This window comes from Lysobacter stagni (assembly GCF_030053425.1).
Classification (GTDB): domain Bacteria; phylum Pseudomonadota; class Gammaproteobacteria; order Xanthomonadales; family Xanthomonadaceae; genus Lysobacter_J; species Lysobacter_J stagni.
On record NZ_JASGBI010000001.1, the window covers coordinates 56,918 to 79,555 of the forward strand.

Sequence of the window (22,638 nt, forward strand, 5' to 3'; positions counted from 1 at the left end):
GCGCTCAGCGGGGGACCGGCACGCGTTCGAACTTGACGGCGAAGGTGTAACGCGGCGCGTAGCAGATGCGGTTCGGTGGGCGTCCGACGTGCTTGATCGCGCCGTCGAAGATCACCAGACGACCGGGCTGCGGGCGGATCGCGCAGGCCACTTCGTCCTGCGCGTCGTAGAACATCGTCTCGCCGCCCCACTCCACGTCCCAGCGCTCGCACAGGTACCACAGCGCGGTCAGGTCGTGCTGGTCGGGCAGGCAGTCGGTGTGGGTGAACAGCATGTCGCCGTAGCTGGCGACATTGGTGTAGGCACGGTAGGGACGGTAGCCGTATTCGGCGGTGGCGAATCCCATCGCCGCACGTCGCGTGATGTCGAAGATCGGCTGCTGCACCAGTGCCTCGATCTTCACCTCCGTCGCCCAGTGACGGTACTCGGCGGTATCGGGCCGCGCGATCTCGGTGCGCGTGAACGCGGCCTTGGACAGGCCGCGCACGTAGTCGCCGACGTTGGGCAGATGGCCATCGAACACCCGCAGCGGGCGGCCGTCGATCACGAGTTCACGACTGGCCGCGAGCGCGGCGGGGTTCGTTGTCATGCGATCCTCAGTTCGAAAGGGCCTTCGCGATGCGCTGCTGCTCGTCCTTCAGGGCCTGCGGCATGCGCGGGCCGTATTCGTCCAGGTACTCGCCGATGCTGGCGAATTCGGCCTGCCAGCCGGCATGGTCGAAGCCGAACAGCTTGGCCTTCGCTTCCTCGCCCAGGGCGATGCCGTCGAGGTTGATGTCCTGCACGGACGGCAGGTGGCCGATCGGCGTTTCCACCGAAGCGGCCTGACCCTTCACGCGCTGGATCATCCACTCCAGCACGCGCAGGTTGTCGCCGAAGCCCGGCCACAGGAACTTGCCGTCGTCGCCCTTGCGGAACCAGTTGACGTGGAAGACCTTAGGCAGCTTCGCGCCGCTCTGGTCGAACGAGAGCCAGTGGCTGAAGTAGTCGGCGAAGTTGTAGCCGCAGAACGGCTTCATCGCCATCGGGTCGCGGCGCATCACGCCCACCGCACCGGTCGCGGCAGCCGTGGTTTCAGAACCCATCGCGGCGCCGACCAGCACGCCGTGCGTCCAGTCGCGCGCCTCGAACACCAGCGGCACGAGCGAAGCGCGGCGGCCGCCGAAGACGATGGCGCTGATCGGCACGCCGGCGGGGTTCTCCGCTTCGGCCGAATAGCTGGGGCATTGCTTCGCCGAGACGGTGAAGCGCGAGTTCGGATGCGCGGCCGGGCCCTTGGCTGCCTCGAACGGACGTCCGCGCCAGTCGGTGACCGGCTGCGCGCCGTTGTCCAGGCCTTCCCACCACGGCTGGTTGTCGGCGGTGACGCCGACGTTGGTGAAGATGGTGTTCTTCTGGATCGACGCCAGGGCGTTCGCGTTCGACTTGTCGGACGTACCCGGCGCGACGCCGAAGAAGCCGGCTTCCGGGTTGATGGCGTACAGGCGGCCATCGGCGCCCGGGCGCATCCAGCAGATGTCGTCGCCCACCGTCCACACCTTCCAGCCCTGGGCGCGGTAGCCCTCCGGCGGAATCAGCATGGCCAGGTTGGTCTTGCCGCACGCCGACGGGAACGCGGCGGCGATGTAGTGCGTCTCGCCCTGCGGATTCTCCAGACCCAGGATCAGCATGTGCTCGGCCAACCAACCTTCCGAGCGTGCCTGGTGCGAGGCGATGCGCAGCGCGTGGCACTTCTTGCCCAGCAGCGCGTTGCCGCCGTAGCCCGAGCCGTACGACTTGATCGTCAGCTCTTCCGGGAAATGCATGATGAAGCGGCGCTCCGGGTCGAGCTCGCCGATGGAGTGCAGGCCGCGCACGAAGGTGCCTTCGCGCTCGATGCGCGCCAGCGCCGGTGCGCCCATGCGCGTCATGATGCGCATGTTCGCCACCACGTACGGGCTGTCGGTGATCTCGACGCCGCAACGCGACAGCGGAGAATCGATCGGACCCATGCAGTAGGGAATCACGTACATCGTGCGGCCCTTCATGCAGCCGTCGAAGAGCGCATCCATCTTCGCGTGGCCGTCGGCCGGCGACATCCAGTGGTTGTTCGGGCCGGCGTCGTCCTGCTGCGTGGTGCACACGAACGTCAGGTGTTCGACGCGGGCGACGTCGTCCGGATGCGAGCGGTGCAGGTAGCTGTTGGGATGGGTTTGTTCGTTGAGCTTGACCAGCGTGCCATCGCGCTGCATCTGCTCGACCAGCGCGGCGTTCTCGGCATCGCTGCCATCGCACCAGTGGATCGCGTCGGGCCGGGTCAGCGCGGCGACCTCGGCGACCCAGGCGTTCAGGGCGGCGAGCTTGCTGCCTTCGCTCCCCGGCGCGACGGCAGGTTTCGAGACGTCATGGGAAATGGCATTCATTGCGGAACTACCTCCAGCGGGGGCCGGTTTCTAGGGATTCAGGCTGACGGGTCATGCCGACGGGATCAGCGTAGCCATCATGTGCTCGACATACGCCTCGAATTCGTCGTGCTGCATGCGTGCCTGGTGCAGCTGCAGGTTCAGCTGCAGGAAGCCCACGTAGGCGGCATAGAGCAGGCGCGCGCGGTGCTGGGCGTCGGTGCGGCTGAGCCCGGCCTGGCGGAACGACGCGGTGAGGTAGTCGAGCCGGCGTTCGGAAACGCGACCGATGACCGGCTGGACCGCCGGGTGGTCGAGCGCCTTGAGCAGCTCGGAATAGATGACGTGCGACTTGAACTCGTGCGCGACGAGGGTGAACAACGCACGCAGTCGTTCGCGCGGATCGGAGATGGGCTCGAGCTGGCCGAACACGGTTTCCTGTTCGACCTTCTCCCAGCGCTCCAGCGCCGCGACGAGCAGCGCATCACGCGAAGGGAAGTGCCAGTAGAAGCTGCCTTTCGTCACGCCGAGGCGGCGCGCGAGCGGCTCGACCGCCACGGCAGCCACGCCCTGCTCGGCGATCAGATCCAGGGCGGCCTGCGCCCAGTCGTCGGCGCTCAACCGGCCTGTCCGTTCCGGGACCGGGCGTTCGGCGGCGGTTCGATCCTCGCCGGTGCGGCCTTGCCCGGCTCCTTCCTGCTTGGTCTGCGGATTAGAGCTCATGGTCTATATTTTAACCATACGCCAGCGGCTGTAACAGTATGCACGCCTTCCGGAACCCCGCCGTCAACGCATCGTGAGGGGCCGGTTGACAGCGAGAGGAGAATCTTACCATACTCGGCCGTATGTTGAGTGTTTGATGCGCGCGCTTGAATGCCGGCCCCAGGGCCCCGTGTCACCGCCGCATCGCCTCGATCCCATTAGCCTGCTGTCACCGCGCCGCGCCGGAGCGCCGTCATGAGTATCGTGATTCCCTTCCTCGCTTTTCTGCTGGTCGGCGCCATCGCCGCCTACCACCGCCTGCGTCTGCCGGTATGGGCCGCACTCACGGCCAGTGCGCTGGTCGCCTGCTGGCTGTTGGGCGCGAACGGCGCAGCCACTGTCGTCGCCGCCATCGTCACCGCGCTGATCGCGGTGCCGTTGCTGCTGCCGCAGATCCGCCTGCCCTTCATCACCAAGCCGCTGCTGGGCTTCTACACCAAGATCCTGCCGCCGCTGTCGGAAACCGAGCGCGTCGCGCTGGAAGCCGGCACCGTGGGTTGGGAAGGCCAGCTGTTCTCCGGCAAGCCGGACTGGAACGTACTGGCGAACCAGCCCAAGCCCACGCTGAGCGCCGACGAACAGGCCTTCATCGACGGCCCGGTCGAAGAGCTGTGCAAGATGGTCGACGACTGGAAGATCACCCACGTCGATGCCGACCTCTCGCCGGAGCTGTGGGACTACATCAAGAAGAACAAGTTCTTCGGCATGATCGTGCCGAAGGAGTACGGCGGCCTGGGCTTCACCGCGCTGGGCAACCACAAGGTCATCCAGAAGCTGGCATCGATCTCCTCGGTGGTCTCCTCCACCGTGGGCGTGCCCAACTCGCTCGGCCCGGCCGAGCTGCTGATGCACTACGGCACGCAGGAACAGAAGGACCATTACCTGCCGCGCCTGGCCGACGGCCGTGAAGTGCCGTGCTTCGGCCTGACCGGTCCGTGGGCCGGCTCCGATGCGACGTCGATCCCCGACTACGGCATCGTCTGCATGGGCGACTGGAACGGCGCGCGCGTGGTCGGCGTGAAGCTGACCTTCGACAAACGCTACATCACGCTGGCGCCCGTGGCGACGCTGATCGGCCTGGCTTTCCGCATGTACGACCCGGAAGGCCTGATCGGCGACAAGCAGGACATCGGCATCACCCTGGCGCTGCTGCCGCGCGACACCGCCGGCGTCGAGATCGGCCGCCGCGCGATGCCGCTCAACAGCCCGTTCCAGAATGGTCCGATCCGCGGCAAGGACGTGTTCATCCCGCTGAGCCAGCTGATCGGTGGAGAAGCCTACGCCGGCAAGGGCTGGCAGATGCTGGTGGAATGCCTGTCGATCGGCCGCTCCATCACGCTGCCGTCCACGGCCTCCGGCGGCACGAAGTTCGGCGCGGTCGTGACCGGCGCCTACGCACGCATCCGCAAGCAGTTCGGCCTGTCGGTCGGACGCTTCGAGGGCGTGGAAGAGGCGCTGGCGCGCATCGGCGGCAACGCCTACACCATCAGCGCGCTGGCCGAGGCCTCGGCCGCGGCGGTGGCGCGCGGCGAACTGCCGGCCGTGCCGTCGACCATCTCCAAGTACCACTGCACCGAGCTGGGCCGTGAAGTCGCCAAGGACGTCATGGACATCATCGGCGGCAAGGGCATCATCCTGGGCCCGCGCAACTTCGCCGGTCGCAATTGGCAGGCCGCGCCGATCATGATCACGGTGGAAGGCGCGAACATCATGACGCGCTCGCTGATGATCTTCGGCCAGGGCGCCATCCTGTGCCATCCGTGGGTACTGAAGGAAATGAAGGCGGCCACGCTGCCCGATCCCGAGGAGCGCCTGCGCGAGTTCGACCGCAACCTGTTCGGCCACATCGGCTTCGCGATTTCCAACGCTGTGCGCTCGTTCTGGTACGGCCTGACCTCGGCGAAGTTCGGCAAGGCGCCGGGCGATGCCTATACCCGCCGCTACTACCGCAAGCTCAACCGTTACTCGGCGGCGCTGGCGCTGTGCGCGGATACCTCGATGCTGCTGCTGGGCGGCAAGCTGAAGTTCAAGGAATCGCTGTCTGGCCGCCTCGGCGACGTGCTGAGCAACCTGTACATCGCCAGCGCCCTGCTCAAGCGTTACGAGGACGAAGGCCGTCCGGTCACCGACCAGCCGCTGCTGGCCTGGTCGATCCACAACGCCACCTTCAAGATCGAGAAGGCGTTCTCCGGCGCGCTGCGCAACTTCCCGATCCGTCCGATCGGCTGGCTGCTGTGGACGCTGGTGTTCCCGCTGGGCCGCCGCGCGCAGTACCCGAGCGATCGCCTGGGCCACAAGGTCGCGTCCCTGCTGATGTCGCCGAACGAAGCGCGCGACCGCCTCGGCAAGGGCGTGTTCCTGACGCCGACCGCCAACAACCCGGGCGGCCGCATCGCCAGCTACCTGCAGAAGGCCGTCCTGGCCGAGCCGGTGGAGCGCAAGTTCCTCAAGGCGCTGAAGCAGCACGACATCGAAGCGCACGATTTCGCCTCGCAGCTGGACGAAGGCGTGCGTGAAGGCTGGATCACCGCCGACGAACGCCGCCAGCTGGAAGAGCTGCGCGAGCTGACCATCGATACGATCAGCGTCGACGACTTCGATGCCGATGAACTCCGTTCGGCCAGCTATCGCGCCGGCAAGCACGACAGCCGCGAAGCCGCCTGACGCGCGCGCAACGCACTTCGCTACACACGACGGCGGGCTTGTCCCGCCGTCGTTCCATCCGGCCTTCGCGTTCCCGAGCCCGCCATGTCGACACCACTGCTTTCGCTGTACCGCCGCATCACGCGCTGGCCGGCCGGCCACTGGCTGTTCTCGCGCGCGATCTGCTTCAAGGCGCCCTACTTCGCCACCATCGCGCCGCGCTTCGTCGCGCTGGCACCGGGTCGCTGCGAAGTGCGCATCCACGATCGTCGCCGGGTGCACAACCACATCGGCACGGTGCACGCGATCGCGCTGTGCAATCTGGCCGAACTCGCCGCCGGCGTGATGACCGATGCCAGCCTGCCCGCATCGATGCGCTGGATTCCCAAGGGCATGACGGTCGAGTACCTGAAGAAGGCCAAGGGCACACTGCATGGCGTGGCCACGCCGGACCGTGCCCTGGTGGAATCCGACACCGGCTACGACCTGCCCGTCACGGTGGTCGTCACCGATGCGGGTGGCGATGCGGTATTCCGCGCGAGCATCGCGATGTGGGTGTCGCCGCGGAAGTAACGTACGGCCTCACGCGCCGCGCAGGGTTTCCGTTTCGCGCAGACGTTTTTCCAGGAAACGCCGTTGTGCGGACTGCGATGTCAGCTCCAGCGCGCGCAGGTACGACGCACGGGCCTGTTCGTGGCGCGACAGGCGGCGGCACAGATCGGCATGCGCCGAATGCGCGGGCGCGTAGCGCCGCAGTTCGTCGTTCTCGAGCAATCCCGAAATCAGCGCCAGCCCGGCTTCCGGGCCATCGCGCATGGCGATGGCCGCGGCGCGATTGAGTTCCACCACCGGCGAGGGATCGGCGCGCAACAGCAGGTCGTAGAGTGCGACGATCTGACTCCAGTCGGTATCCTTCGACGAAACGGCCGCTGCGTGCACGGCGCCGATCGAAGCCTGCAGTGCGTACGGACCAAAGCGGCGTGCGTTCCAGATGCGCTGCACCAGCGCCCGGCCTTCGGCGATCAGCGTGCGATCCCATACGCCGCGGTCCTGCTCTTCCAGCAGCACCAGGTCGCCGTTGGCATCCGTACGCGCGGTACGCCGCGATTCGTGCAGCAGCATCAGTGCGAGCAGGCCCAGGGTTTCGGGGTCGGGCAGCAGCTCCACCAGCAGGCGCCCCAGGCGGATCGCTTCGCCGCTCAGGTCGTGTCGCGTGAGCGAATCGCCGGCACTGGCCGCGTAACCCTCGTTGAACACCAGATAGACCACGTGCAGCACGATGTCCAGGCGCTCGGGCAACTCCTCGCGTGACGGCACGCGGTACGGAATGCCCGCCTGCCGGATCTTTCCCTTCGCGCGCACGATGCGCTGGGCGATGGTGGACGGTGAGGACAGGAACGCATGGGCGATCTCCTCCGTCGTCAGGTCGCACACTTCGCGCAGCGTCAGCGCGAGCTGCGCATCGGCCGGCAACGCGGGATGGCAGCAGGTGAAGATCAGGCGCAGGCGGTCGTCCTCGAGGTCTTCCTCGTCGCCGGCTTCGGCCTGCAGGTACAGCGTGTCGGCGATCTGCGCCAGCGACGCGTCGAAACGCGCGCGCCGGCGCAGACCATCGATGGCCTTGAAGCGCCCGGTGGAGACCAGCCACGCACGCGGCTGATCCGGCACACCGGTCTGCGGCCATTGCTCCATCGCCGCGCGGAAAGCATCGTGCAGGGCTTCCTCGGCAAGGTCGAAATCGCCGAGCAGGCGAATCAACGTGGCCAGCACTCGCCTGGATTCGCGCCGGTACACCGCCTCCAGCTGCGCCTGCACCGGTGCGTCCACGGACTCAGGTTTCCCGGTTGCGGTAATCCATGATCGGCCGCACCTCGATGCTGCCCCAGCGCGCCGATGGAATGCGTCCTGCGATGCGGATCGCCTCGTCCAGGTCCTTGGCGTCGATCAGGTAGAAACCGCCCAGTTGCTCCTTGGTTTCGGCGTAGGGGCCGTCCGTGGTGGACAGTCGCCCGTTGCGCACGCGCACCACGGTCGCGGTGCTGACCGACTGCAAGGCTTCGGCCGCGACCATCTGCCCGCCCTGCGTGAGTGAGTCGGTCAGCGCGAAGTATTCGCCCAGGATCGAGTCGATCTGCTGCTTGGGCATTTCATCGAACACTTTCTCTTCGTCGTAGATCAGGCACACGTACTTCATTTCTTGGCTCCTGCGTGGAATGAAGAACGGGTCGAGCCGGCCACCGGATCGCCCTCCTCGTGGGATGGTCGTTCTCGCGAGGCGCGATTCGACAGGCGCCGATCGACCGGTCAGGCGGTCAGCCGGAGCGCCACGAGCGCCAGCAGCGCCGGCAGGGCCTGGATCAGGAAGATGCGCCGGTTCACCGTCACCGCGCCGTACGCGCCGGCCACGACGACGCAGACCAGGAAGAAGGCCGCCACATCCACCCGCTTCCCGCCCAGCGACCAGATCAGGCCGGCCGCGAGGAACCCGTTGTAGAGACCCTGGTTGGCGGCCAGCACGCGCGAGAGTTCGGCCTTCTCGCGCGACTGGCGGAACACCTTCAGGCCGAGCGGGCGCGTCCACAGGAACATCTCCAGCACCAGGAAGCCCAGGTGCAGCAGCGCGACGAGAGCGATCAGCAGCATGGCAAGCGCGGACATGTGGACCTCCTGCGCGGGGTTTCGCGCGAGCTTACCGCGCCGTCATCGCCATGGCGGCTGGCTCAGGCGGCAGGCGTTGCGGGCCGTGCGTGCCACGCCGCCAGCAGTTCCGCCTCACGCTGCGGCGACAGGCCAGCCTTTGGTTTGGCGCGGCGTTCCGCCGGCAGGCTGCGCCAGTAGGCCAGCGTGTCGCGCACGGTTTCTCGCAGAGGGCGGTACGTAAGGCCTGCGGCCTGCGCCTTCGCCACGCTGGTGCGGCCGAAGCCAGCGTATTCGCCCTGTGCGGGAATCCACACCGGCAGGTCCTGCCAGGGCGAAGCCTTGTTGGTTTCGAGGAAGTCGGCCGATACCCACGTAACGGTCGACGCCGGCGCGCCCATGTCGCGCGCGACCGAACGCGAGGTCTCGACCAGGTCGCCCATGCTGAGCTTCCCGGCCGGCGCGTCGGCGTTGAAGGTGCCGACATTGCGTTGTTCGATCAGATGCAGCAGGAAGGCCGCCAGATCGCGTACGTCGATGCACTGGATTGGATCGGCCGCCGTGCCCGGCGCGAGGATCTCGCCGCCACGGTCGGCACGCGCCGGCCAATAGGTGAAGCGGTCGGTGGTGTCTCCGGGGCCGACGATCAGACCAGGCCTCACAACGGTGACGCGCCCCGGCATCGCCGCTTCGGCGGCCTTCTCGCACAACGCCTTGAGCCCGCCATAGGTGTCACCGGTGACCTCGGTGACGGTGGGATCGGCCAGCTGCGCCACCGCGGCCGACTCGTCGGCGTTGGGAACGTCGTTCTTCGCATAGACCGAAATCGACGAGATCACCATGTATTGCTTCACCCGCGGCGCGAGCAGCGTCGCCGAACGGGTGACGTCGGCCGGGATGTACGCGGAGGTGTCGAGCACCGCGTCCCACTCGCGCTTGCCTTCCAGCGCGGTCATGTCGGTCTTGCGGTCGCCGTGGAGCGTTTCGACGCCCTTGCGCCCTTCGAACTTCGTCGGGTTGGTCTTGCCGCGGTTGAACAGCGTCAGTGTGTGGCCGCGTGCGAGTGCGGCGTCGACGAAGTGCGGACCGAGGAACCCCGTGCCGCCCAGCACCAGCAGCTTCAACGGTCTGGGCGCACGCTCACGCGCACCAGCCGGCAGGCCCAGCAATGCGGCACCGGCAAGTGCGGCGGACAGGAACTGGCGACGATCGGTCATGGCGGTCCTTCGGCGTGGCGACGATGCCCCGCAGCGTGCGCTGCGCCGGAATGCGGCGCCATGCGTCGAAGGTCATGACGCCACGGGCTGGCCGGTGGGCGCGGCGGGCGTCTGCTCCACACGGCGCGACAACCGCCAGCCCAGCGTTGCGGCGGCGAATGCGGCCAACGCGCTGAGGCTCGCGAAGCCGCCGGTACTCATGCCCAGCGCGCGCAAACCGTTCATGCCCAGCGCGATGGCGGTGTCGCCGAAGCGCCACACCGCGGTATCCACCGCGTTCTGGCCTTTGTAGCGCACATTGCGCGGCACGCGGGTGTACAGGCTGTGGCGCGCCGGCTCGGCCATGCCATAGGCGAGGCCGCGGCTGACGATCAACGCCAGCGCCACCGCCGGCATGCCGGCCAGCAGCGGCGCATGCGGATCGGGCGAGAAGATCACCAGGCACAGCGCCAGCATGCTCACCACCGCCCACACCAGGATCACCGCGCCCGGGCCGCGTCGCGGCAGCAGCCAGCGCGTGAGGAAGAGTTGTGTGAGGACGGTCAGCGCATTGGCGTACTGGTCCACTTCCGCCGCAAAGCGGGTGCGCGAGACCGCATCGACGAAGGTCGCGCCGGAATAGTCCGCGACCAGCGCGTAGTTCACCGTGCCGATACCGTCGGCCAGCAACAGCAGGATCGCCATGCCCCTCATGAAGGGATCGGCGAAGACCTGCCTGAGGCCGTCGAACATGCTTCCGCCAACCGGCGCACCCTGCGCCGCATCCGAACGCGGCGCGCCGTGCATGCGCGCCCAGCGGCCCAGCAGCACGATGCACACCAGCGCCACGCCCAGCAGCGCCGCCGAGACCAGCAGCAATGGCGCCACGCCGATCACGTCCACCAGTGAGCGCGTCAGCGCCGGCCCGGCCAGCGCGCCGAAGGTGCCGGCGACGGCGATGATCGGGAACAGGCGACGGGCCTGCTCGGTGTTCCAGATGTCGGACATGAAGATCCAGAACACCGACACCACGAACAGGTTGAACACGCTCACCCAAACGAAGAACACCGTGCCGAGCGTGCGCGGACTCAGCAGGTCCGGCCGCGCGAACAGCGGCACGAAGGCGAACAGGCAGGCGATGAAGAACGCGTAGACCAGCGGCACCACGATCCGTCGTGGCCAGCGCGCGATGAGGCCGGCGAAGACCGGCGTCAGCGCCAGCGTCGCGAGGAAGGTCGCGCCGTAGAACCAGGGCAGCTGGGTCGAGCCCACCGCGGCCGACAGCTGCTCGCGCACGGGCCGGATGACGTAGTACGCCGCCAGAACACAGAAGAAATAGGCGAACGACAGGGCGACGGCATGCCATTCGCCGCTGTGGACACGTCGTTGCGGCTGTTCAGTCGTGGCGTGGGAGGCCATCGCCCGGGCTCCGGGAAAGCTGGCGGCACGTTAGCCCATGCCGGGACCGCCCGCTACCGCGCTGTCTGGCGGAACATCCACTGCCCCCGACGGACGAGCGGGAGCATTTGCTCTAATGGGCGCTCCTAGTGTCGCCCGTTTGCAGGGCCGCATTACCCCGGGGAGCGCCGAGCGGACGTGTTCGACTACATCATCATCGGAGCCGGTTCGGCCGGCTGCGTCCTCGCCAACCGGCTTTCCGCCGACCCCGACGTCCGCGTGCTGCTGATCGAGGCCGGCCCTCGCGACAGCCATCCCTTCATCCACATGCCCGCCGGGCTGGCCAAGCTGGTCACCAACAAGCGGGTCAACTGGGATTACCACACCGCGCCGGAAGCAGCGCTGGAGAACCGCGCCCTGTGGTGGCCACGCGGCAAGGTGCTGGGCGGATCCAGTTCGATCAACGCCATGTGCTACACGCGCGGCGTACCGGGCGACTACGACGAGTGGGCCTCGCTGGGCGCCGATGGCTGGGGATGGTCGTCGGTGCTTCCGTACTTCCGCCGCAGCGAGCGCAATGCGCGCGGCGCGAGCGCGCTTCACGGCGACGAAGGCCCGCTGTACGTGTCCGACCTGCGCTACAGCAACCCGCTCTCGCGCGCGTTCGTCGAAGCCGGTCGCCAGGCCGGCTATCGGCTCAATACGGATTTCAACGGCGCCAGCCAGGACGGCTTCGGCCTGTACCAGGTGACACAGAAGAACGGCGCGCGATGCTCCAGCGCCGTGGCCTACCTGGATCCCGTCCGCGAACGCCGCAACCTCACCATCGTCACCGGCGCGCAGGCAAATCGCATCACCTTCGAGCGCGGTCGCGCCAACGGCGTGGTCTACATCGCGGGCGGCAAGGCGTTCCACCAGTCCGCCTCGCGCGAGGTGCTGCTGTGCGGCGGCGCGATCAACTCTCCGCAGTTGCTGATGCTGTCGGGCATCGGCCCGGCGATGGCGCTGCGACGCCTGGGCATCGATGTGATCGCCGATGCGCCGGACGTCGGCGGAAACCTGCAGGACCATCTCGACATCTGCACGCTGCGCCATACCACGCAGCACATCACCTACGACAAGCTCAACGACGTCAAGGTCGCTTTCGACTACTACCTGCGCGGTCACAGCGGCGTGGGCAGCAGCAACATCGCCGAGGCCGGCGCGTTCGTGCGTTCGCACCTGGCCACGGATGCGCGGCCGGACATCCAGCTGCACTTCGTTCCGGCGATGCTCGACGACCACGGCCGCCATCGCCTGCAGGGCGAGGGCTACACGGTGCACGCCTGCTTCCTGCGTCCGCGCAGCCGCGGCCGCATCTCCCTGGTAAGCGCGCGCGCCGGCGACAAACCGCGCATCGAGGCCAACTACCTCAGCGATGCCGAAGGCTTCGACCTGAAGATGATGGTCGAGTGCGCGAAGCTCTCGCGCGAGTTGATGGCACAGCCCGCGTTCGACGCCTATCGCGGCGCGCCGATCTTCCCCGCGCGCGATGACCTGGACGACGCGGGACTGGAAGCCTTCGTGCGCGCCAAGGCCGAGACCATCTATCACCCCGTGGGCACGTGCCGCATGGGCAACGACACGATGTCGGTGGTCGATCCGCAACTGCGCGTGCGCGGCGTGGACGGACTGCGCGTGGTCGATGCGTCGGTCATGCCGACCCTCATCGGCGGCAATACCAACGCCCCCACGATGATGATCGCCGAGCGCGCGGCGGACCTGATCCTGGGCGGTTGAAAGGCCCTGCTCGCGGGCGCGGGCATGCCTCGCGCGCGCGCCTTGTGCGGTGCCGCATGGATGCCTCGCGCATGCACATTCGTGAATGGCCCGCAGGGCCGGTCACGAACTGCGATGGAGCGCACTAAAGCCTGCAAAATCAGCCGGCTGGTCGCCAATGTTGCCTTGGCCCCTGAGATCGGCGGTATTATCCCGACGACTCGTAGTGCAGGGGCGAAGGCCATGAATTGCAACAAGAAAAGGCGTTCGCGCGTATTGCCCCGCCTCGGCGCCATCGCGCTGTTGATGCCACTCACGCTGGGATCCACGGCCCAGACGCCGCAGCACGGCAATGGCGCCGTCACGATGCAGAACGCATCGGCAACCGCCGTCGCTCCGTCCGCTCCACTGCCTCCGGCCGCACCGCTTGCGGCCGGTTTCGATGTGCGCCAGTTCGAATCGATGGCGCAGCAGCTCGTCGCCGGCCAACGCGTTCCCGGCCTGGCGATGGCGATCGTGCACAACGGGCAGATCCTCAGCGCGCGCGGGTTCGGCGTCACCGACGTGAGCCGTGCGCAGCCGGTGGATTCGCACACCGTGTTCCGCCTGGCCTCGCTGTCCAAGAGCTTCGCCGGCACCATGACCGGCCTGCTGGTCAACGACGGTTCGCTGCGCTGGGACAGCAAGCTGGTGAACTACCTGCCCACCTTCCGCCTCAGCGACGCGAGCGCTTCCCAGCAGCTCACCGTCGCCGACCTGCTGAGCCATCGCGTCGGCCTCACCCACAACGCCTTCGATCGCGACCTGGAACAGTACGCCGACTACCACACGCTCACCCAGAAGCTGGCGTACGCGCCGCTCAAGTGCGCGCCGGGTACCTGCTACAGCTATCAGAACGTCGCCTTCAGCCTCATCGGCGACGTGGTCTTCGCCGCGACGGGCGACTTCTACGCGCAGGAAGTGCAGCGCCGCATCTTCAAGCCGCTGGGCATGAACGATGCGAGCCTGGGCCTGGAAGGCATCCAGGCCAGCCCAAGCTGGGCGCGTCCGCACGTGCGCGGTCGCGGCGGCTGGGTGTCGATGATGCCCAAGACCACCTATTACCAGGTGCTGCCGGCCGCCGGCGTCAACGCCAGCGCAAGCGACATGGCGCAGTACCTGCTGGCCCACACGGGCCATCGCCCCGACGTGCTGCCTCTGCCGCTGCTGGCGACGCTGCACCAGCGGCTGGTCGACACGCCGAGCGAGATCCGCGGATCGTCCTGGCGCCGCACGCGCCTCAATTCGGCCGGCTATGCGCTGGGCTGGCGCACGTACAACTACGCCGGGCACGACGTCGTGTTCCATGGCGGCGCCGTGCAGGGCTATCGCGGCCTGATCGCGATGGTGCCGGAACTCGACTTCGGCGTGGCGATGCTCTGGAACAGCGAAAGCTCGCTGCCCTCCGGCCTGCTGCCGACCATCCTCGACAGCGCGCTGGGACTGCCGGAAGGACGCTGGCTCGATGACAACATCGACCCGACGCTGTACGCCGATGCGACCGACGAGACGGCGCCCAACCCGCAGGGCGCGCATGCTTCGGCTTCGAGCGCCGCGCCGAATTAAGCGCCGCGCGATCGGATGACCCACGACGCCGCCTGCGGGCGGCGTTCGCGTTTCCGCGATCCGTGGCACCGCACCTGATCCGCTACCCACGGGTGCGACGGGTGAATCCGCGTCGACCGACGGCAGCGGGGCGAAAGCGCGGCTGCCTTTCGGTGCCCCCTAAAAAAAACTCTCCCCCCGCCTGGGCTGCGGGGAGAGAGCTGGATTACGGTCTTCGGGGCTTTCTTAGATCATCGGAGCCGGGGTAGCCGGCATCGCGCTCACAGCCGCCTTCTTGGCGGTCTTCTTGCGGCTGGCCTTGCGAGCGGCCTTCTTCGGGGCCTTCTTCGCAGTCTTCTTGGCAGCCTTCTTGGCGGTCTTCTTGGCGGCCTTCTTTACGGTCTTCTTGGCAGCCTTCTTCGCCGGACGCTTGGCAACCTTCTTGGCGGCCTTCTTGGCGGTCTTCTTCGCAGTCTTCTTGACGGCCTTCTTGACGGCCTTCTTGGCGGTCTTCTTGGCGGCCTTCTTGGCGGTCTTCTTCGCCGGACGCTTCGCGACCTTCTTGGCAGCCTTCTTCGCCGGACGCTTGGTCGCCTTCTTGGCGGCCTTCTTCACGGTCTTCTTCGCAGCAGCCTTCTTGGCGACCTTCTTGGTCGATTTCTTGGCGGCGGTCTTCTTCTTCGCAGCTTTCTTCATGGCCATGAGATGGCTCCTCGTCAGTGGTTGATCAGGTCTTGATCAGTGGTCTTGCAGGTCTTGAAGCCCAGTAGAACCAGAGCCGCGGGAGTCGGACCCGCGTGCAGCCGTCGACGCGCGACGCGCGCCAAAACGGATTCGGTGCCGTTGCCCACACCTTGCGGGCAAACAAAAACCCGGCCCTCCGAGAGCGGACCGGGTTGGATGAGGTGCGACGCCTGCGAGGCGGTACGCATTTTCTCGAGGGAAGCGAACCCTGCGTCCACCGTTTCGACTGCCCGGTCGGAGGTCTGCTTTGTGCCGCGAGTTGTCGCGTTGTCTGTACTCACTCGCTTCCGCAGGAAACGTCTGCTGGGCGAAACCTAATCACGCTTTTTCGGACTGTCAACAACTTCGCTCATTTTTTTTTAAGCCATGTCGGCGCGGCGTCACCGTCGACGCCGCCCGCCAGCTATCGCTGGAGGAGTTGGAAGCGAACCTTCGATACGCGCGATCGAACGCGCGCATTTCGAAAGTAGCTTTATTTAAGGGGTTTCATAAAACGCATTCTCGCGCGTGCACATTCCGACGCGTCGGCGCGACATCGCGTGGACTGCCCTTTCGACCCACCTTGCAGGCGCGGAAGAAGAGGTCTCGCCGATGTCGCTGGACGGCGCCGATCTGGCGCCGCACAAGCCGATTTGCGCGAAAGTGCGCGAACCCTGGGCGACCTCATGCGGGGTGCGCGACACCCGATCGACGCGCTCATCGCGACGCTCGACGACCACGACGAAGGCAACGTCGAAGGTGCCGATGCACCGCGGCCGACCATCGGAATACCGATCGCGACGCTGCCGTGCATGCCGCCGCACGTGTCATCGGCAACAAGACGACGCAGTGCAGGGACGCTCACCCACCCGTCACGAATCCGGCCGACGGACGCGTCGGTGCAGCACCGGCCGCCGCCATCGCGGACACGCGGCTTGCCGACCTTCCGCGTGCCGCAAGCATCGGGACGAGCTGCCTCCACGCGACGACGGTGCGCCGCGACACGGCTCGGCACGGCGACAACGACGAATCCGGACGGCAGAAACAGAACCGGCCGCACTGGGCGGCCGGTCGTCGGTCGCCGGTGGGCGACCGTCATTGGGAAGGCGCGGCGCGTGCCGCGCGCGGACCTCAGTGGTCCTCTTCCTCGAGCAGTTCGCTGTAGTCGTCGGGCGTGAGCAGCTCGTTGAGCTGCTCGGCGTCCTCGATCTCGACGGTGAAGATCCAGCCTTCGCCGTAGGCGTCCTCGTTGATGGTTTCCGGCTTGTCGGTCAGCGCCGAGTTGACCGACACCACCTTGCCGGTAACCGGCGCGTACACATCCGAGGCGGCCTTCACCGACTCCACCACGGCGCAGCCGGTACCGGCTTCGACGCGGTCGCCGACGTTCGGCAGTTCGACATAGACCAGGTCGCCCAGCAGGCCCTGAGCATGATCGGAGATGCCCACGGTGACCTTGCCGTCACCATCGACGCGGGCCCACTCATGGGACTTCATGAACTTCAGATCGCCGGGGATTTCACTCATGACGGACCTCGAAACTTTGCGGGGGCTGGGAACGGCGCCTAGTTTAACGGTGCGGACGGGGCGTGCGACAGGGTAGGCCATCGCCCCGCGCCGCGGCATGCTGCCGCGACGGACGGCGCACGGCCTGGCGGCTCAGCCGAGCACGCCTTCCTGCGCCTGGCCGTCGCGCACGAACGGGAACTTCACCACGCGCACCGGCACTTCCTTGCCGCGGATGTCCACGCGCACGTGGCCCAGCGCGCCGGCGGGCACGCGTGCGAAGGCGATGGCCTTGCCCAGCGTCGGCGAGAACGTACCCGAAAGGATTTCGCCGTCGCCACGGTCGGTCAGCACCTTCTGGCCGTGACGCAGCACGCCCTTCTCGTCCATCACCACGCCGATCATCTGGCGCGGCGCGCCGGCGGCCTTCTGCTGCTCGAGCACATCGCGGCCGATGAAGTCGCGCCCTTCGTCCAGCGCCACCGTCCAGGCCAGCGCGGCTTCGTACGGCGAGACGCTGTCGTCCATGTCCTGTCCGTAGAGATTCATGCCGGCTTCCAGGCGCAGCGTGTCGCGCGCGCCCAGACCCGCCGGCTTCACGCCCGCCTCGAGCAGGGCGTTCCAGAAGGCGACCGTCTGCGCTTCGGGCACGACGACCTCGAAACCGTCTTCGCCGGTGTAACCGGTGCGGGCGACGAACACGTCGATACCGTCGACCGTCTTCGCCTCGGCGGCGGCGAACTTGCCGAGCTTGGCCGCGGCGGCACGGTCGTCATCGCGCAGCAGGCCCAGCACCTTCTCGCGCGCGGTCGGGCCCTGCACGGCGATCATGCCGAAGTCGGGGCGCTCAGTGACCGTCACCTCGAAGGCCTTGGCCTGTTCCGTGATCCACGCCAGGTCCTTCTCGCGCGTGGCGGCGTTGACCACCAGGCGGAAGAAATCCTCGGCGCGGAAATAGATGATCAGGTCGTCGATGACGCCGCCCTGCGGGTTGAGCATGCAGGTGTACAGCGCCTTGCCCGGCACCTTCAGCTTGTCGACCGAATTGGCCACCAGGCGGCGCAGGAACTCACGCACGCGCGCACCGTGCAGGTCGACCACCGTCATGTGGCTGACGTCGAACATGCCGGCGTCGCGGCGCACCTGGTGGTGCTCCTCGATCTGCGAACCGTAGTGGATCGGCATGTCCCAGCCACCGAAGTCGACCATCTTGGCGCCAAGGTCGCGGTGGGTCTGATTGAGGATGGTCTTCTGGGTCATGGCGGTACGAAGCCTGTGCGGGAGCGAGCCCGCGATTATCCCAGAAGCGGCCGGAGCGATGGGTCGGCACGTTGCCACCTACGCCGGCGAATGGAGCGGCTACTCGCTGGTGCCTTCGTTGTAGCAGCGCACCCGCCCCGGCGCGACGCGCACGAAGCGGCCGGTGTCGCGGTCCAGCCGGACGGCCCAGCGCACCGCCGGGAGCATGTCCAGGCCCGAGGCGCCCTCCACGCCGGTGTCGATGATCGCCGCCACGCCGGCGTCATCCACGCCGTCGCGCTGGCAGGTGGCGATGGCCACCAGTTCATCGCGACGCAGCGCCGGGTACGGCACGGCATCGGTGATGCGCCAGCGCGGCTCGTCGCCAAGACGGTCGACGAACTCCGCCGCCAGCAACTGCAGCGTGCGGTCCTGATCGTCGTCGAGCGTGGCGATGCTGCGCGCGCACAGTTGCTCCGGCTCCGAACCGGAGCCGACGCAACTGCCCGTGTTGGAGCGGTATCCCTGCGGATACGGCGGCACCACCTTGCCCACCAGGTTGGGCGGACCGGCCCACACCGCCTGGGCCAGGCAAAGGCCTGCGATGGCGGCGGCGGTGATGCGCACGGAGGGCGTCGCCCTCACACCGCCGGCTCGACGAGCAGGCTCATGCCACGGCTGGCGACGACGCGCACGACCGTGCCGGCCGGCAGCTCCGGCCCCGTCACGTCCCAGAACGCATCGGCGATCTGCACACGCCCGTGGCCGTTGACGATGGCCCGCTCCAGCGGCACCACGCGTCCGATCAGCGCTTCGGCGCGACGGTTGAGCGTGGGGCGATCGCTGCGCGGCTCACGGCCGCGGAACCAGGTACGGTAGACCTGGATCGACACGAAACTCAGCAGCACGAACGCCGCCACCTGCGCCAGCACCGGAACGCCCGGCACCACCAGCACGATCAGGAACACGGCGGCCGCGGCGAAGCCGAGCCACAACATGAACGCACCGGGCGCCATCGTCTCGGCCGCGAACAGCAGCAGCGCCACCGCGGCCCATGTCACCGTTTCCCAGTTCCACTGCATGTCAGCCCCCCGCACGCGGCGGTGGCGGCACGACGCGTGGCGGCTGACGGTCGAACGCTTCCTTCGTCAGCTCGGCGATGCCGGCGATCGATCCGATCACGCCCGCCGATTCCATCGGCATCATCACGAACTTCTGGTTCGGCGCCTCGGCCAGGGCCTTGAAGGCTTCGATGTATTTCTGCGCGACGAAATAGTTGATGGCGTTGACGTTGCCGGCGGCGATGGCATCCGACACCAGCTGCGTCGCCTTCGCCTCGGCTTCGGCCAGACGCTCGCGCGCCTCGGCTTCACGGAAGGCGGCTTCGCGCTTGCCCTCGGCGGCCAGGATGGCGGCCTGCTTGTCGCCTTCGGCGCGCAGGATCTCCGACTGGCGATGGCCTTCGGCTTCCAGGATGTTGGCGCGCTTCTCGCGCTCGGCCTTCATCTGGCGCGCCATCGAATCGACCAGGTCGCGCGGCGGCTGGATGTCCTTCAGTTCGATGCGGTTGACCTTCAGGCCCCACGGGTGCGTTGCCTGATCCACGGCCACCAGCACCTTGGCGTTGATCTCGTCGCGCTTGGACAGCGATTCGTCCAGGTCCAGCGAACCGATCGCGGTGCGGATGTTGGTCATCACCAGGTTCAGGATCGCGACCTCCAGCTGTGCCACCTCATAGGCCGCCTTGGCCGCATCGAGCACCTGGAAGTAGACGATGCCGTCCACCTTCACCACCGCGTTGTCCTTGGTGATGACGTCCTGGCTGGGGACCTCCATCACCTGTTCCATCATGTTTATCTTGCGGCCGACGCCGTACATGATCGGGACCAGGAAGTGCAGGCCGGGGTCCATGGTGTGCGTATAACGGCCGAAACGCTCCACCGTCCACTCGTACCCCTGCGGCACCACCCTCACCGCCTTCAGCACCAGCACCACGCCGGCAAACAGCAAGACCACGCTCAGTACCGCGCTCAGGCCCATGATCCCCTCCTTGTAGATGGGTCCGAGTATAGGCCGAACGCCCGTTGCGACGGTTTTCCGGGCCGCCGCATCTAGGGGAATGACATGCCACCGCCCCCCAGCCCCGAGCCCGTGACGCCAGCGACGACAACGGCCCCGCGCAGCAGCTTCGCCATCGACGTGCCCGACGGCCTGCTGGCCCGCGCGCGCAACGGCGACCGCGCGGCGTTCGAGCAGCTCTACCGCTGGTTCGAGCGCCCCGTGTTCAACCTGGCGCTGCGGATGCTCGGCGGCGCGCACGGGTCGGACCGCGAAGAGGCAGCCGACGTGCTGCAGGAAACGATGATCAAGGTGTACGGAAAGATCGGCGATTACCGCGGCGGCGACGCCGGCGGACCGTTCTGGGGCTGGGTCCGTCAGATCGCCGTGAACGAAGCGTTGATGCGGCTGCGCAGCAATCGCCGACATCACTTCGACGTGCCGCTGGACGGCGACGACATGGCGGTCGATCCCGGCCCGCTGCCCAGCGCCGCCGCCGACGCTGCGACGCTTTCACGCGCGCTCGCACGCCTGCCGTCGTCCACTCGCAGCGTGCTCTGGCTGTACCACGCCGAGGGCTACACGCACGAGGAAATCGCGGCGTTGATGCAGCGCACGCCCAGTTTCTCGAAATCCCAACTCTCGCGCGGCGGACGTCGCCTGCGCGAACTGCTCGAACCGGAGACGGCCCATGCCTGACGCCGACACCCCCCGCACCCCCGCACCGTCCGACTGGAGCGCCGCCTTCGCTGCGCTGCCGATGGAAACGCCGCCAGCCGATGGCTGGAAGCGCGTGGGCGATGCACTGGACGCGCGAGCGCATACATCCCGCGCGCCGCACCATCGACGCCGCTGGCCGACGTGGATCGCGGCCGCCGCGGTGCTGTCGGCGGTCGCACTCGTACCGATGCTGAGGCGCGATCCCGGTGCGCCCACGCCGCAGGACACCGTCATGGTCGCCACGACGAAGCCTGCGTCCACCGCCGCGTCGATGCCTGCATCACCCGCACGCGATGCGAGCCGCACAGCTCCAGACATCGCGGTGGCCTCGACCCCGCCGGCGCCGCGCATCGAAGCCGGCAGCGCGACGGCACGGCCGCCAACCGCCGTGCCGCGCAAGCGCCGCAACTCGGTGACCACGCCGCCGCATGCCGCCGAGCCGCGCCGCCTGGTGGCGGATGCGACGGCGTCCATGCCGGACGCCCCCAACACCGTCGCCACCGCGCCGACCATCGACGACGAGGCGAACCGCGGCGATGCCGTCGCCGTGCAGTCGCTGCAGGCCGAATCCGCACGGCTCGAAGCGCTGGTCGCCCTCGCCCGCGACGACCGGGTGGCATCGGCCAATGGTGCCGCGCTGACCACGCAGCTCGACGAACGCATCGGCCGCATCGACGCCTCGCTGTCGCAACCGGGCCTGGCCGATGGCGACCGCACCCTGCTCTGGCAGGAACGCGTCGTCGCGATGCGCGAACTGGCCGGCATCGAAACCACGCAACGCTGGCTCACCACCCATGGTGAGCGCTACGACGGCGCCCTTGTCAGCGTCGACTGATTCCACCTTCCATCTGCCGCAGGACACTGCACCCATGACTCCGCTCCGTTCCAAGCCGACGCTGCTGGCCGCATCGCTCGGACTGCTGCTCGCCTGCGCCGCCAGCGCACAGACCGGCAAGGACGCCGCACAGTCGCGCGAACTGGAAGCCGCGCGCGCCGACCTCAACCGCGCTGCCAAGCGCTACGCGGAACTCTCGCGCGAGAACGCACCGTTCGACCGCGCCGTGTTCGAGCGCGAGTTCGAGCGTCGCTTCATCCAGCGCCCGGTGCTGGGCGTGGTGCTCGCACCCGAACCCAAGGTCGGCGTCCGCATCGCGGCGGTCACGCCCGACAGCGCGGCGGCGAAGGCCGGCCTGCGCACGGGCGACGTGCTCACCTCCATCAACGACACCAAGCTGGATGCCGCCTCGTCCGAGCAGCGCCTCGCCCAGGCCCGCGAGCAACTGCGCAGCCTGGACACGAAAGCGCAGGTCGCTCTGGCCTATCAGCGCGATGGCCGCGCCGCCACGGTGCGCGCCACGCCGCAACTGGGCGAACGCGTCGTGATGATGCGCGACGCCGACGGCAACCCGATCGAGCGCTCGCTGCCGCTGATTTCGCCGCAGGTGCGCAGCGAACTCATCCGCCTGGGCCCGATGGGCGACTGCGATGGCGAGGACTGCCACCTGCCGATGCTGTCGGAGGCCTTCCGCTGGAGCGGCATCAACCTGGCCACGGTCGATCCACAACTGGGGCGTTATTTCGGCACCGATCGCGGCGTGCTGGTACTCAGCACCGGTCCGGAACTCACGGGCCTGCAGGCGGGCGACGTGATCCAGCGCATCGATGGCAAGCCGGTGGGTTCGCCGCGCGAGGCCATGGCAGCACTGCGAGGCAAGCCGGAGGAGAGCCGCGTGGATGTGACCTATCTGCGCGACCGCAAGAGCGCGACCACCAAGGTCACCGTGCCCAAGGTGGCGATGCTGCGCCTGCCGGCGCCACCCGCACCGCCATCCCCTCCTTCGTCGCCGGCTCCGCCCGCCGCGCCGGCTACGCCCCCCACGCCTCCGTCGGCGCCGACACCCCCGACGCCTCCGCAGGCACTCACGCCGCCGGCTCCGCCCGCGCCACCGTCCCCGCCCGCGCCACCCGAAGGGGCGTACGCGATCGTCATCGCGGTCTGAACGAAAAGAAGCCCGGCGCGAGCCGGGCTTCTT

Annotated in this window: 21 protein-coding genes; 7 read left to right on the forward strand and 14 right to left on the reverse strand. The window is 67.9% G+C overall.

The features are described 5' to 3' along the window. Positions 1 to 4: 4 nt before the first annotated feature. Genes QLQ15_RS00240 through QLQ15_RS00250 form a run of 3 tightly spaced genes read right to left on the reverse strand, consistent with a single transcriptional unit; the run spans position 5 to position 3,104 of the window. Entirely contained in the window at positions 5 to 589 is a 585-nt protein-coding gene (locus tag QLQ15_RS00240) for a 2OG-Fe(II) oxygenase (RefSeq protein ID WP_283210866.1), read from the reverse strand. A gap of 7 nt (positions 590 to 596) precedes the next feature. Then, positions 597 to 2,402 (reverse strand): phosphoenolpyruvate carboxykinase (GTP), encoded by a 1,806-nt coding sequence (locus QLQ15_RS00245; RefSeq protein WP_283210867.1) that lies wholly within the window; start codon positions 2,400 to 2,402, stop codon positions 597 to 599. A gap of 51 nt (positions 2,403 to 2,453) precedes the next feature. Then, the gene (locus QLQ15_RS00250; protein WP_283210868.1) at positions 2,454 to 3,104 is read right to left on the reverse strand and encodes a TetR/AcrR family transcriptional regulator; all 651 of its coding nucleotides are present in this window, start codon (positions 3,102 to 3,104) and stop codon (positions 2,454 to 2,456) included. A gap of 234 nt (positions 3,105 to 3,338) precedes the next feature. Here QLQ15_RS00250 and QLQ15_RS00255 point away from each other — a divergent pair, with 234 nt between their 5' ends. Next, positions 3,339 to 5,807: an acyl-CoA dehydrogenase gene (locus QLQ15_RS00255; RefSeq protein ID WP_283210869.1), complete on the forward strand. Its 2,469-nt coding sequence runs from the start codon at positions 3,339 to 3,341 to the stop codon at positions 5,805 to 5,807. Positions 5,808 to 5,891: 84 nt separating this feature from the next. Then, complete coding sequence (locus QLQ15_RS00260) at positions 5,892 to 6,359, forward strand: hotdog fold domain-containing protein (RefSeq protein ID WP_283210870.1); 468 nt, start codon at positions 5,892 to 5,894, stop codon at positions 6,357 to 6,359. 9 nt (positions 6,360 to 6,368) lie between these two features. Here the strand turns inward: QLQ15_RS00260 and QLQ15_RS00265 are convergent, their stop codons facing one another. The 5 genes from QLQ15_RS00265 to QLQ15_RS00285 form a co-directional block, all read right to left on the reverse strand. Next, positions 6,369 to 7,613 (reverse strand): RNA polymerase sigma factor, encoded by a 1,245-nt coding sequence (locus QLQ15_RS00265; protein WP_283210871.1) that lies wholly within the window; start codon positions 7,611 to 7,613, stop codon positions 6,369 to 6,371. 4 nt (positions 7,614 to 7,617) lie between these two features. Further along, the gene (locus QLQ15_RS00270) at positions 7,618 to 7,980 is read right to left on the reverse strand and encodes a YciI family protein (RefSeq protein ID WP_283210872.1); all 363 of its coding nucleotides are present in this window, start codon (positions 7,978 to 7,980) and stop codon (positions 7,618 to 7,620) included. Positions 7,981 to 8,090: 110 nt separating this feature from the next. Beyond that, a complete protein-coding gene (locus QLQ15_RS00275) occupies positions 8,091 to 8,444 on the reverse strand; it encodes a DUF1304 domain-containing protein (protein ID WP_283210873.1) in 354 nt (117 codons plus the stop codon). 62 nt (positions 8,445 to 8,506) lie between these two features. Beyond that, positions 8,507 to 9,640, reverse strand: coding sequence for an NAD-dependent epimerase/dehydratase family protein (locus tag QLQ15_RS00280; protein WP_283210874.1), 1,134 nt, complete (start codon positions 9,638 to 9,640; stop codon positions 8,507 to 8,509). A 72-nt stretch (positions 9,641 to 9,712) separates the two neighbouring features. Continuing rightward, positions 9,713 to 11,038: an NTP/NDP exchange transporter gene (locus QLQ15_RS00285; RefSeq protein WP_283210875.1), complete on the reverse strand. Its 1,326-nt coding sequence runs from the start codon at positions 11,036 to 11,038 to the stop codon at positions 9,713 to 9,715. A 177-nt stretch (positions 11,039 to 11,215) separates the two neighbouring features. Here QLQ15_RS00285 and QLQ15_RS00290 point away from each other — a divergent pair, with 177 nt between their 5' ends. Further along, positions 11,216 to 12,796, forward strand: a complete 1,581-nt coding sequence (locus QLQ15_RS00290) for a GMC family oxidoreductase (RefSeq protein WP_283210876.1) — start codon at positions 11,216 to 11,218, stop codon at positions 12,794 to 12,796. A gap of 222 nt (positions 12,797 to 13,018) precedes the next feature. Beyond that, positions 13,019 to 14,380 (forward strand): serine hydrolase domain-containing protein, encoded by a 1,362-nt coding sequence (locus QLQ15_RS00295; protein ID WP_283210877.1) that lies wholly within the window; start codon positions 13,019 to 13,021, stop codon positions 14,378 to 14,380. 225 nt (positions 14,381 to 14,605) lie between these two features. Here the strand turns inward: QLQ15_RS00295 and QLQ15_RS00300 are convergent, their stop codons facing one another. The 6 genes from QLQ15_RS00300 to QLQ15_RS00325 all read right to left on the reverse strand — a co-directional run bounded on the left by QLQ15_RS00300 (position 14,606) and on the right by QLQ15_RS00325 (position 19,867). Continuing rightward, a complete protein-coding gene (locus QLQ15_RS00300; RefSeq protein ID WP_283210878.1) occupies positions 14,606 to 15,061 on the reverse strand; it encodes a hypothetical protein in 456 nt (151 codons plus the stop codon). 1,152 nt (positions 15,062 to 16,213) lie between these two features. Continuing rightward, positions 16,214 to 16,609 (reverse strand): glycine cleavage system protein GcvH, encoded by a 396-nt coding sequence (gene gcvH, locus QLQ15_RS00305; RefSeq protein WP_283210879.1) that lies wholly within the window; start codon positions 16,607 to 16,609, stop codon positions 16,214 to 16,216. Between the two features lie 132 nt (positions 16,610 to 16,741). Then, a complete protein-coding gene (gene gcvT, locus QLQ15_RS00310; RefSeq protein WP_283210880.1) occupies positions 16,742 to 17,848 on the reverse strand; it encodes a glycine cleavage system aminomethyltransferase GcvT in 1,107 nt (368 codons plus the stop codon). 99 nt (positions 17,849 to 17,947) lie between these two features. Continuing rightward, positions 17,948 to 18,472 carry a hypothetical protein gene (locus QLQ15_RS00315; RefSeq protein ID WP_283210881.1) on the reverse strand — a complete coding sequence of 175 codons (525 nt, stop codon included), beginning with the start codon at positions 18,470 to 18,472 and terminating at the stop codon, positions 17,948 to 17,950. Further along, entirely contained in the window at positions 18,469 to 18,909 is a 441-nt protein-coding gene (locus QLQ15_RS00320) for an NfeD family protein (RefSeq protein WP_283210882.1), read from the reverse strand. Before QLQ15_RS00320 ends, QLQ15_RS00315 begins: the two co-directional genes overlap by 4 nt. Position 18,910: 1 nt before the next feature. Next, positions 18,911 to 19,867: an SPFH domain-containing protein gene (locus QLQ15_RS00325; protein ID WP_283210883.1), complete on the reverse strand. Its 957-nt coding sequence runs from the start codon at positions 19,865 to 19,867 to the stop codon at positions 18,911 to 18,913. Positions 19,868 to 19,951: 84 nt separating this feature from the next. Here QLQ15_RS00325 and QLQ15_RS00330 point away from each other — a divergent pair, with 84 nt between their 5' ends. The 3 genes from QLQ15_RS00330 to QLQ15_RS00340 are packed head-to-tail and all read left to right on the forward strand — an operon-like array spanning position 19,952 to position 22,605. Beyond that, positions 19,952 to 20,584, forward strand: a complete 633-nt coding sequence (locus QLQ15_RS00330) for an RNA polymerase sigma factor (RefSeq protein ID WP_283210884.1) — start codon at positions 19,952 to 19,954, stop codon at positions 20,582 to 20,584. Further along, positions 20,577 to 21,440, forward strand: a complete 864-nt coding sequence (locus QLQ15_RS00335) for a hypothetical protein (protein ID WP_283210885.1) — start codon at positions 20,577 to 20,579, stop codon at positions 21,438 to 21,440. The genes QLQ15_RS00330 and QLQ15_RS00335 overlap by 8 nt, the downstream gene beginning before the upstream one ends. A gap of 34 nt (positions 21,441 to 21,474) precedes the next feature. Beyond that, entirely contained in the window at positions 21,475 to 22,605 is a 1,131-nt protein-coding gene (locus tag QLQ15_RS00340) for a PDZ domain-containing protein (protein ID WP_283210886.1), read from the forward strand. Positions 22,606 to 22,638: the final 33 nt, after the last annotated feature.